The sequence below is a fragment of the Paenibacillus xylanexedens genome (assembly GCF_007680605.1).
In the GTDB taxonomy this organism is placed as follows: domain Bacteria; phylum Bacillota; class Bacilli; order Paenibacillales; family Paenibacillaceae; genus Paenibacillus; species Paenibacillus xylanexedens_B.
The window spans coordinates 215741-227937 of the sequence record NZ_VEIO01000002.1 but is presented as its reverse complement, the minus strand read 5'-3'; the positions used below and the strand labels follow the sequence as shown (position 1 = coordinate 227937).

Annotated in this window: 8 protein-coding genes; 1 reads left to right on the top strand and 7 read right to left on the bottom strand. The window is 49.1% G+C overall.

All coding sequences use genetic code 11. The features are described 5' to 3' along the window. Positions 1-32: 32 nt before the first annotated feature. Both FS818_RS15660 and FS818_RS15655 read right to left on the bottom strand, forming a co-directional pair. On the bottom strand, positions 33-1004 hold the full coding sequence (locus tag FS818_RS15660) for an AraC family transcriptional regulator (RefSeq protein ID WP_145333091.1): 972 nt from the start codon (positions 1002-1004) through the stop codon (positions 33-35). An 81-nt stretch (positions 1005-1085) separates the two neighbouring features. After that, positions 1086-1700 (bottom strand): Type 1 glutamine amidotransferase-like domain-containing protein, encoded by a 615-nt coding sequence (locus tag FS818_RS15655; RefSeq protein WP_145333090.1) that lies wholly within the window; start codon positions 1698-1700, stop codon positions 1086-1088. Positions 1701-1816: 116 nt separating this feature from the next. On the opposite strand from FS818_RS15655, the gene FS818_RS15650 reads away from it, so the two are divergent. Then, positions 1817-2440, top strand: a complete 624-nt coding sequence (locus FS818_RS15650) for a histidine phosphatase family protein (protein ID WP_145333089.1) — start codon at positions 1817-1819, stop codon at positions 2438-2440. Positions 2441-2553: 113 nt separating this feature from the next. On the opposite strand, the gene FS818_RS15645 is transcribed toward FS818_RS15650, so the two are convergent. From FS818_RS15645 to FS818_RS15625, 5 genes are all read right to left on the bottom strand, one after another. Further along, entirely contained in the window at positions 2554-4863 is a 2310-nt protein-coding gene (locus FS818_RS15645) for a rhamnogalacturonan lyase (RefSeq protein WP_145333479.1), read from the bottom strand. Between the two features lie 931 nt (positions 4864-5794). Further along, on the bottom strand, positions 5795-8236 hold the full coding sequence (locus FS818_RS15640; protein WP_186375507.1) for a glycoside hydrolase family 6 protein: 2442 nt from the start codon (positions 8234-8236) through the stop codon (positions 5795-5797). Positions 8237-8754: 518 nt separating this feature from the next. Next, positions 8755-9915 (bottom strand): efflux RND transporter periplasmic adaptor subunit, encoded by a 1161-nt coding sequence (locus FS818_RS15635; protein WP_222128822.1) that lies wholly within the window; start codon positions 9913-9915, stop codon positions 8755-8757. A gap of 14 nt (positions 9916-9929) precedes the next feature. Next, positions 9930-11300, bottom strand: a complete 1371-nt coding sequence (locus FS818_RS15630) for an ABC transporter permease (protein WP_145333087.1) — start codon at positions 11298-11300, stop codon at positions 9930-9932. A 25-nt stretch (positions 11301-11325) separates the two neighbouring features. Next, positions 11326-12021 carry an ABC transporter ATP-binding protein gene (locus FS818_RS15625; RefSeq protein ID WP_145333086.1) on the bottom strand — a complete coding sequence of 232 codons (696 nt, stop codon included), beginning with the start codon at positions 12019-12021 and terminating at the stop codon, positions 11326-11328. Positions 12022-12197 lie beyond the last annotated feature (176 nt).

The window sequence follows — 12197 nt, the reverse complement described above, 5'->3', positions numbered from 1 at the left end:
TACCCGCCTGTTCCAGCCCGGCGGCCCTGCTTCTACTCCAATTCCTCCGGGTAGCTCCACTGTATTCGCTCCATGGAATCCCGGTATTGAACAGGCGTCTTGCCTGTATATTTTTTGAAAAGCATATGAAAATACTGCCGACTGCCCACACCCACATAGTCTGAAATTTCGGAGATCGGAATATTGGTCTGCTGGAGTAACATTTTGGCCTTCTCCATCCGTAACATCGTCAGATAGTCGGTCGGAGTCCATTGCATATAATTACGGAAAATGCGGTGCAAATACCCTGGATGTAAATTGACTGCTGCCGCGATATCCTTCATCTGAATACTGCGATCCATATTGTGATGCATAAATTCAATCGTACGTTTGACATAGAGCTCTGTCTGATCCAGTGCACTTCGTTCCATCTCGCCTCGCAACCTGGCAATCCGAACGAGCAATTGGATAAAAAGGGTTCGTACCAGCGTTCCCTGCTCCTGTCTCTGCCGTTGCTCCATCAGACCACGCTGATCCAGTTCAAGCACCAGGCTTTTCATGGTGTAATACACCTCTTCCGGGTCAGGTAATACAAGATAAGGCGCCATATGTTTCAGAAAAGCATGAACCGTATCCTCTTCCAGCGCAAGTTGCTTTATGGTAAGTTGTCCAGATGCTGTACGCGCAAAACCGAATTCCACATTGAGCATTCGGCACGGCACGCCGTCCTGCACCATCAGCCGATGGGGAACCCCTGCATCCAGCAGGATGAACTGTCCTTTTTTCAACACCGCCTGTTCCGAGCTTCCGTCTGCCATCATTACATCCACTCGGCACATGCCCGTAATGATATACATAATTTCCGTGGAGTCATGAGTGTGGTAGGACATCTGATAATCATCCCATTGTTTATAATAATAAGCGAAAAAACGCGGCCCCCAATCTTCGGTGCGAAGGCGTTCCTGAAAAAGACTGCCTGAAAAGGATTGTGCATGATTCGTCAACGATCCTGATCCCGTTCCCATCCCTGCAACCCTCCCTTCAAGCGCGATATGGCGTGCAGAAGTATTCGCTCTATTTTTGAATAAACATCGTTAAAATTGACGTTAGATGCTACTAATCCGGTACTGCTCCCCATCCATGACAATAACCTGGGAGTTCGTTATCGGCACGAGAGGCAGTGTGGACTGATACTCATCCATGACCTGAGCTGCCGACTCTACAAATGGGGGACAACCCACATGCGGCACAGGATAAAAATCAATGGCATTCAGCCCTTCGTAACTGGACAAGTCCGGGGCTACCGTGCAATCATCCATAGCTTTCACATATGCAATATCAGGGGCGAGGATGATGGAACCTGCCGACTCTCCGATATATATTTTACCCTCTTGGATGTGAGCCTGTATGTACTTCTCTGCTCCACTTCTGCGAAGCTCCTGTAACAGAAAAAAGGTGTTGCCACCCGACACATAGATCAAGTCACTTTGTTGTAGCTTCGTTGCTACTTCTTCAGAAGATGCCGTGGATACTTCCAACTCTTGTACGATAAGTCCCCACTTCTCAAGCGCCTTTCTGCCCTCGTGTACATATGCATCATATGTCTCGGGAACCGCGGCTGTCGGAATAAAGGTGACGGTTCTTCCGGCTAACGTTGCTTCCAGTGTGTTCAACAAGCTTGCTGTGTCATCAAAAGAAGAAGACAAAAACAATTTTTTCATTTTAATATCCTCCAAATTGTAATGGATCGAAAGGTTAAGTTCCTATAAGCTTAGTATAAAATCATTATATCATGATCTGCCATTTCTAAATCCAATGTTGAAGGAGATTTCATGCGATGAGTACAACCTTTTATCTGGTCAGGCATGGTGTCAAAAAAAGTGATATTGGAGACGTGCCGCTTACTGCCGAGGGTAGCCGTCAGGCCCAATTGACCGCCCGGCATTTCTCGAAAGCTCCATATCCCATCCACCGGATCGTAGCGAGTCCACTCCGGAGAGCACAGGAAACCGCCGAAGCCATTGCTTCCCTTACCGGGTCTGACGTCTCGGAAGATGCACGCTTGCGTGAGCGGGCCAATTGGGGTGATGATCCCGAGCAGACTTTTGAACAATTTGTAGCTTTGTGGGACCAGTGTACCGCAGACCCGGAGTTCATTCCACATGTTGGTGACTCCGCCAAACAGGCAGGTACACGGCTGGCCTCTTTGCTAAGCGAACTGGCAACGCAGGCGCCAACCGGCAGTCATATTGTATTGGCTACACATGGCGGTCTGATTACCGATTTCCTGGTGCAAACTTTTTCCGAACAAGAACTGAACAGATGGCATCCGAATTTCCTGGTTGAGCAGAAACGTCTCGTTCCCGAATGTTCCATCACCAAGTTACTGATTCAGGACGGTCAATACACGCTGGAATCATTCGCTTCCGCAACACACTTGACTGAAGACATCGAGAAGTAGTTGGATGTACAAAAAAGCTCTGGAATGTCTCCGCGTGATCATTACACAGGAGAAATCCCAGAGCTTTTTGCGGTTAGTTTACATCGTTTCTCTTTCTATCTAAGCGGACAGTCTTATTTATCTCCCTTGCCTTTCCCCGGAGTGTAGAATTTCGGCAACGTCACCTTCGACCAATCGATATCGGATGCCATGTAGAAGGAAGGATACGAAGGCTGGTTATACCCGCTGTTCTGCCCGGCAATGCCTACACGGTACATCGCATCGTGCATCAATGTATACAGCTTGCGATCTGTTTTCTCGGTGCTCAGATAGATGCGGATCGCTGAACTGTCGGCTGTACGCACCAACATCTCCTCGCGCCAGTCTCCGAATACATCGGCAACCAGCGATGGCGTCCCTTTTGTGTGGTTATTGGTTAAGGTTCCTGTCGCGGTCAGCACCGTGCCGCGTGTCCAGTCTTTGATCGTAGGCGTGACATCGATGGCACCGTCTACGATTTGGGTGGTCATGTCCGCGGCCCAGCGAATGCTCATATTGGTTCCGGGCGCCTGGTCACTTATTTTTTCACCCTGTGCCGTCCATAATCCGACAGCCCATGTCTCCAGTCCGCGCCGGGTTGGATCGACATCTCCGACCATGCCGCGTCCGGTATCTTTGCCTGTATATCCGCCATAAATGACTTCTCCGGTCTTGGCATCACGCAGGGAATATCCATACGGCGCCCAAGGTCCGCCCTCATGTACCATGAAAATCTCCAGTCCCGGGCGATCCGGGTCGATATCCGCGACATGCAGTGCATCTCCGTGTCCTAGACGGGCAATCGTTCCCGGTGCAGCGCTCTCCGGCGGCATCACATCAGTGGAACTGTATAACACACTACCATCGTGGTCTATGGTAGCCGAACCATAGATGATCTCCTGTTTGCCGTCACCGTCTACATCCGCCACACTGAAATAGTGTGCTCCCTGTGTTGTAATCGAACCGTACTGCGGGTCTGTACCATCTACACCATGCGGCCCGTCATTGAACGGATTTTTCATCGGTGTCCAGCCACTGTCTACCATCCACTCTTTTTTCAGTTTCTTGCCATCCCAGTTGTAGGCAGCCATGGTGGAGCGAGTATAATATCCGCGTGCAAAAATCGCAGACGGTTTCTTGCCATCCAGGTACGCAACTCCGGCCAGAAAACGGTCTACCCGGTTTGCCGGTTCAATGCGTGCCATCGCATAATCTCCCCACATCAGGCCGTCATCATGACGTTCGGGTTCATACGGGATGGTCTGTAATTCTTTTCCCGACTTGCCTTCAAATACGGTAATATACTCCGGCCCGTCCACAATAAACCCTTCGAACTTGCGCAGTTCATTGCGGGCGCTCCGTTGCGGTGCATATACATCTATAAAGTAGTCGGCCAGACTTTCCGCATCCTGCCGGGATAACGGATAGTTGTATTTCTTCTCGATTCCAAATGCCTCTTCCAGTGTCGCAGGCCAGTTTCCTTTTACAACCTCTTCGTGTTTATGCCAGTTCCGGAACATATCGACCACATGGTCATAGTACCCTTCCGCACTGAGGCGATAATCGTCCTCGTGTGTCACCCCCGCCTTGCGATCTTCCTTCGGCAGTGTGATGTACTTTTGTGAGGTTGGTTTGCCCTTTTTGTTGTACTTGATTATTTGTGTGCCCGGGGCAGTCTTGAACATCAGTTCAGCCTTGCCATCTCCGTCAAAATCATAGACAAGCATCTGCGTATAATGTGCTCCCGCACGAATGTTAACCCCGAGATCGATTCGGTACAACAGTTGTCCGTCCAGCGTATAACAATCGACGTAGGTGTTGCCGGTATATCCTTTTTGCGACACGTCCTTGGCGTTGGATGGGTCCCATTTCACAAAAAACTCGTACTGACCATCCCCGTCGACATCACCGACACTCATGTCATTGGCACTGTAGGTGTACGCTTCGCCCGCAGGCGTTACACCGTCAGCCGGCTTTTGCAAAGGAATATCAACATACCCGTTCGCCCAAGGTTTGACGGAGGGACTGCGCTTACTTTCTTTACCTTTGCTATTAACGGCGGCAACTTCATAACGTGACGATGTCGTACCTGTGCTGTCCACATAGTTCGTGCTGTCTGTGACCGTTGCAATTTTTTTGCCATCCCGATAAACGTTGAAATCCGTCCCGGTCAGCCCCTTGTTGCTGTACCCTGTTGCCTCGTCCCCAAGTAATCTCCAGCTTAGAAACACACCTTCGGACGTCGAAGCCGCTACCAGCCCGCGATCCAGCTTCTCCAGTTGAATGCTTTTCCCCTGAGATTGGGGTTGGGATTGTGAAGCATCCGCTCCACTGATCCCGGCGGTTCCGCTAAGAATCAAAGCCAGGCTGAGTGCAGAAGAGAGCACTTTGGCCCCGAGAGGCATGCGTGATCGTTTTGCCCTATGAGTGCTAGTGCTCTTCTTTTGGCTGACATTCGTACTGACATGGGTTCTATCGCCGGTGCTGTTACTATGTTTAATTCGATTATCTTCTACTGAACTTAAGTTCATCAACCTTCACTCTCCCTGGTTAGAATGGGTAATGATACTTCTACCTGAACATGTTGATGGTCTGGTCGGTTTCGTGTTCATACGAAGATCAGATTCATGCTCATGTTAGGTCAGGTTCATTTTCGTACATCAAAGGAAAAATGGTTGCGCTTACATTATGAAGCGAAATGAAATTCAAAAAAGAAATTTAGTGGGTCTGACGTACTTCTTTCTCCAGTTCCTCCGATCCCCCTTCCGCTCTCTTTACATCCTTCGTAGCAAGAGTTACCATCCATCGGGTACTATTATAGACATCCTTACCGCCTAACCATAGGCAAATATCCGTGCAAAACGATCAATATTCAGTGTATATCGGTCAGAGTGTACAACGGTGAATGATGAAAAATGGACCGTCTTCAAAGCCTTATCATTATAGCTCATTCATCCAAACCGTCGGATAGCGCTCCAAGCTCATTCATCCTGTTATGCTTTTTCAACAAACACGTCCTTCTAAAAAATGCTAACGATCTCCACGGAGCCTATTCAGCCGTTTTCAGCCACTTTTGAATTCTAACGATCACCAGTAAGCTTATTCCACGCCAAACAAGGCAAATTACATATAAATCACCGAAATTAATCACAATAGCGTCGCTACGGATCGTTAGAATTTCATCATGCCTCTTTTTCACCAAATAAGCTCTCCTGAGATCGTTAGACAAAAACAGAGCTGCCTCCGGTCAATGGATGACCAGAAAACAGCTCTGTTTTGATAAGTTGTGGGTACACTCACACGTACCTTAGCACTAAATCACCAAATGGATAACCTTTAAGGCTCAATTCCCCATACAAGGCTGCCACCTTGATAGAGTGTGACTTTATTCCAATCCTGATAGGATGTTTTCGTTGGATCATAGGAATAGTCATCGCTCTCGTCAAAGTTGGACCAGTCCGTTTTGAACATACGAAGCTGAATATCGCCTGATTGCCCACCAGCAGCAATGCTTCCTGCTCCAGACTTAAAGCTCAGCTCAACATATCCATCTCCAAAGGTACGGTCGATGTTGGCTGCGCCAACCACTGCCCAGTCAATGGCAGAATCCATTGCCGCCGAACCTTCTTTGGTGAAATAATAACGAAGTTTCAAATCACTCAGATCCACTGCTGTGCTACCCAGGTTTTTGATGTTGAACAACGGTCTGATCTGGTTATCCGTTGCATTGGTATCCCCTGCACGATATTGCACCACCAGATCACTTGTTGGTACAACCACACCCGCTGGTGTTGCAGAGGCTACCGTAGAATTAGCACTTTGCCCGGCTGCATTCACCGCACTCACCACATAATAGTAGGTTGTGCCATTCGTCAGCGAAGTATTAATATACGACGTTGCCGTTACATTGGATGCAACCGTCGTGAATGGACCCGCTGCCGTCAGGGCACGTTTCACGTTATAGCTGGTCGCACCTGCCGATGCCGTCCAGGCCAGACTCACCTGTGCATTGCCAGCTGTTGCTGTCAACGCTGTGGGTGCCGCTGGAGCCGTTGCAACGGCTGCCGGTGTTGCCATAGCAGATGCAGAGTTCACACTCTCGCCTGCTGCATTACTTGCTGTCACGACATAATAGTACGTTGTCCCATTCGTCAAGCCCGTGTTGGTGTAAGTTGTTCCGCTGACATTCGCAGCAACCGTTACAAATGGACCGGATGCTGTCAGGGCACGTTTCACCGTATAACTCGTCGCACCTGTCGATGCCGCCCATGTCAACGTCACTTGAGCATTGCCAGCCGCAGCGGTTAACGTAGCTGGAGCCGCTGGTGCTGTATTTCCACCCGGAGGGTTACCTCCACCATTCTCGGAGAGTACAGGGAAGGAGTTCTTCACCAGTTGTACGAACTGGTCATGGAACCAGTGACCTGATACAGGCGCGTTAGGCAATGCGCCAGTCAGCACGCCATCTTTCGTTGTATACGTTGGATCACACATCCGGTCGAAGCCTTTACCCTCATTATTCGGAATTTCAGAACTGGAGCCATCGGATTCACCTGGCGGTTTCACCCACACATACGCATCCAGATGCGCAGGTCCTGGAGCTGCCTTTGGCGCTTCTCCGATACCTGCTCCGCTTGCATTACACCAGTTACCCCGGTGCTCCCGGCGATCCACACGACCAGAATTCACATAATCATTGATATTGCTGCCCGTAGCCGTAGCTGGACGATTCACCCCGCCCCATCCGTTACGGCTGGTATCAATGAGGAAACCTGTGCTCGCCGGCCATCCTGCCTGTACGAAATCGGCATACAACTTCGCTGTGAAATCGGTTTCGTCAAAGTACGGATTCCATTCATAGAACTTCGCTGAACGGATCGGTTGTCCACCAATGTTCAGATCCGGGTTGGTGAGGTTTGGTTCAGCCAGCGGTGTTGTATTGGCAGTATTCGTAATGAATCCATCCGCACTGCTCAGTCCACCGAGCGTATCCCCTACTACATCGGTATAGAGCGCGACCGCTCCAGAACGGTTGTTATCCCATCCGAGCCAGCCGGAGTGACCGATATCGAGATAGTTGTATACGTTTGGAATCGCATGGAGCTTGTCGAGCGTATATTTAATCCCGGCTTCATAAATCCCCGTTGAAGCCGCTTGACCACAAGCTGGTGTGCTCAGATTGGTTACCAGGTTAGGCAAACTATCTGGCTCAATAACAGCGATAATGCGGATGTCCTGATATTTGGGATCAGCAAAAATATCTGCGATCACGTCAATGTAATCCGTTTTATACGTCTGTAAAGCTGCCTGGGTTAAAGGAAGCTCACCGTTTGAAGCGAGGGCATGGCAGTCCCGACCCGGCAAGTTATAGATGACAAAGGAAGCCGTAATAGGTACGCCTGGCTTCTTCTGAGCGAGAACCGCATCCAGATGCTCTTCCACGCTCTTGCGACCAGCATTCTCGGCCCCGCCGTAGATGGCTGCAATACGGTCAATCCATACCGCGGTAGGGTAAGATTTCACCGTTTCCATCTTCGCTTTCAGCGAAGCATCACTGGTAATTGCAATAGAGGTGTCCACAAGTGCAGAGTAGTCCTCATTGAGATAAGCCGTGGCGCCCACAAAAGGATTGTTCACATGCGCCTCCGCTGCCTGTGTCACACCTGGAGACATGCCGGGGAAAATTCCTGCCGCAAGCAGCGCAGCTGCCATCATTTGTTTTACACCTTTACGCAGCAGCTTCTGGCCTCTTGATTTGGTTTTCAATGTTTTCTTCATAGTTCCACCTTTCCCTTAGATAAGATTGGTCTCGACTCATGTCTGCTGTTCCTCTGTGTAGAAGCAGGATGCATGGCACAAAGTGCATGAAAGAATGTATGGTGTTTCGGTCACCTCCATAATTAAAAGGGCTGAAGTCAAAGAGCAAATAAAAATAAACGTCGGGTGTTTTCAGTAGAATTGCTGTGTGTAAGCTTGTGTGGGGGTTGAATCTTGAGAGTAAACCGTGGTGGAGTAGTTAAATCATCATCTTGGAATTGAAGTGTGAAGAGAACGTTGAATGCAAACTAACTTTGCGTAAGCGCTTTCCATTTAACCTTTAAAAAAATTTGATCTCGCGTATGACTCCTTGTTCACCTCCTTATAGTGTGATTATACGACATGTAAATATTACTGTAAATTGAATTATATAAATTAAATTATATTTTTTTCCACATAAAAAGAAGGAATTTGCTTCTCTCTGTCGCAATAGAAAAAGCTCATTACGGCACAAAACCGCAATAAGCTTTTACCTCCTTCTATGGAATAACAACAACATCCCCTGGCTTCAAACCACTAACAACCTCCGTTTTATCTCCCGATTCCATGCCTGTCTTAACCGCTTGCTGCTCCGTCTGTCCGTTCCCTTTATCCAGTAGCACGTAAGGTTCGGGCTGATCACGCATAATGGCAAGACTCGATACGGCAGTCACCTTGTCCTTGCGCATCGTTTCAATGTCTCCTTCCAGACTGACACCTCCATACATGCGAGCATCCGGCTTCAGATCAATGACAACATCAAACTGAGAGGCCTGCTTCAGATCGGTATCCGTGCTTTTCCGGGCAAATTTGGATACCTTGCTTACTTTTCCGGTAAATTTCAGATCCTTCTGCGCACTCATGCGCACCTGTACTGGCATGCCTTCCTTCAGCTTGAACATCTCTTCCTCACCAACAATAGTATTGAATTTCATTTTGCCCGTGTTCGTGATTGAGCCGATTAACTGCCCTTCCGTAACGGCCCGTGTTTTGTTATCCTGCTCGTTCAACTGAAATATTCCCGTGGTCGCAGCATACACAACTGCCTTGCTCATGACGTCCTGCTTCTTTCGGATCTCCTGCTCTTTGAGAACCAAAGCTTTTCGGCTAAGCTCGTTCGCCAGACGTTTGCTCTCCCGGTCCGCGAATGCTTTTTTACGTTCCTCTTCCGTCACACCTAATGTTTCGGTCATGCCGGCCTGGTCGATGCTGATCTGATTCATCTCCACATCTAACCGGGCTTTATCCAGATCACTCTGCATCTGACTGACTTCTGTCTGCAATGCCGACGTATCGAGCGTGAACAAAACATCCCCTTTGTTCACCTGTTCCCCGTTCTTGACATGCCACTGTTTAATGTTAGAAGTATACGGTGCAAACACATCCGTCTGCTCGGTATAGACCGATTTCCCTTTCACTTGAATGGTCTGTGTCATCGTCTCCTGTGTCACATCAAAGGTGATGGGCGGTGGAATCTCAACAGGCGCTTCGGGCTGGGGTTTGTATTTCTCATACACCCAGTATCCTGCGCCTGCCATAAGTACAATCGTAGTGATGATGCTGATCCATTTCTTCATGCCTATATCCCTTTCACTGATAAGTTTGAGTCTGTTCATATTTCCAAGTGTCCCCACGTTTGGCCCTGCACGCTCGTCTCTCATTGAGCCATCACACATCACATCGATTTAATAACGCTTAGCGCGTTGGTTCGCGATGCACTGATGGCTGGATAGATACCCGATACCACACCGACGAGCACAGCAAAAACAATCCCCAGTGGCAATGCCGATTGCTGAATAATCACCGTCATCGGTCCGCCTGCCTGATCCGCCATCTGACTCGCAAGTAGCTGGTTCACCCCACCGAGTGCGGCAAAGGCAATACCCACACCGGCCACACCGCCAATGAATCCCAGCATGGCAGCCTCCGCAATAAACATCTGACGGATCTGCCACAGGTTGGCGCCAAGCACCTTCATAACCCCGATCTGCTTACGCCGCTGATGCGTGGACATGATCATTGCCACAATAATGGACAGTGAAGCTAGCACCATAATGAAACCGCCAATACCGATGGCCGCTTTCTGATACATCGCAAGCTGTCCTGCCATGGCTTCTTCCTGGAAAAGATTGCTTTGCGTGTTCAACGTCAGCTTTTTGATCTGCTCTTCCACCTGAGCCACATGCCGTTTGTTATCCACTTTCACTAATGCGGAATTGAGACGTTTGAGCGCCGGGCTGTCAGCCTGTTGTAGTCCAAGCTCATCCTGCAAAGCTCGTGCTGTATCCAGCGGCACATAGACTTTCTTGTCATTCTGAGCGCTCATATCATCCAAATTGGATGGTTTGGCTAGTTCACCCGATACACGTATCGTTCCACTCATCCTGGTCTTTCTGCCATTCGTAAAATCCTCATACCGAAATTGTATACGTTGCTGCATCAGTTGATCCTGCTTCATCATCATCTCGTTGTACTGCTGCAAAAGATCATTGTTATAGGGATCGGAATTTAACTGCTCAAACAGCTTCTGAGTTACTTTTGAATCAATAAATCCGTAGGTCGCTCCGTAATTCACAACGGCAACTCGGCCATTGCCAGTTCCGCTGCCCTGTGCATATTTGTATCCGAACCCGCTCAACGTCTGCATCTCGGTTCCAATCACTTCCACGTAGGAGCTGCGTCCATCCGGAAGCACCATATCGAGCGCATCCAGTTTCAGCATAGGAGCCACAGCGACAACATGCGGAAGGCGCTGAATAATCCGAATTTTCTCCATCGTCAGCGCGCCGCGTTCAAACGTACTCTTCGCGCCTCCGCCGCTTCCATTTCCCGTTTTGATTCCCTCGTTCGGGCTGATCGTAATCTCATCCATCTTGTAGTTATCATTTAACGTTTTCTCGCTGTATGTCTGTACCGACTGCCCCACGCTCAGTGCAATAATCATCGCTGCCGAACCGATTGACAGACCGATCATACAGAGTAATGTGACCACTTTGCGCCGAATGATCTGTCCCCAGGCCATGCGCACCACGTCCCGTATTCTCACTGTTCCTCTCCTTTTACGTTAACTCTCATACATGCTGCAACTGGGCAACCTGTTGCTGTTCGACCAATCTTCCCTGCTGTAATGTCAGTACAACCTGCATCTGTTCGGCCACCTCGGCTTCGTGTGTCACAATGACAAAGGTTGTTTTCATCTCTCTGTTCAGTTGCTGCAAAATGGAAAGAATCTCTTCCTCGGTCTCTGTATCCAGATTACCCGTCGGTTCATCTGCAAAGATGACCGAAGGCTCTGTGATGAGAGAGCGGGCGATACTGACCCGTTGCTGCTGACCACCGGATAACTGCGACGGAAAGAGATTCGTCTTGTCGCCGAGTCCCACTTGCTCCAGCAGGCGAAGCGCCTTTTCTTTGCGTTTGGATGGTCTGATTCCCATAAATACCAGAGGCAACTCTACATTTTCCCGGATCGTCAGATTGGACAATAGCTCGTAGGATTGAAAAATAAAGCCAATATGGCTACGCCGAAACTCCGCCAGGCGATTCTCGTTGAAACGCACAATATCTTGTCCCGCGATCCAAATCTTGCCTTGCGTGGGCTTCATTAGACCAGCCATCAGATTCAGCAGCGTGGACTTGCCTGAACCTGAACTACCCAGCAACGCAACCATCTGCCCCTCTTGAATCGTCAGATTAATATCTTGCAGCACGGGAACATCGCCCTGTGCATTGCGGAAGGCATGGGATACCTGTTCAACTTGAAGCATTCGTGCTTGTCTTCCTTTCCATTTCCTGATTATGTATTTCTGTGTATCTCACTTTATTATAGTTCGCAGATGTATCGGGGCAGGACGCAGTTGTATCCAACTTGTAACATGTCAACACAAAAAGCCCTGCGGCAGAGCGTACAACGCTTACCCGCAGGGATATATGTTCTTTCAAA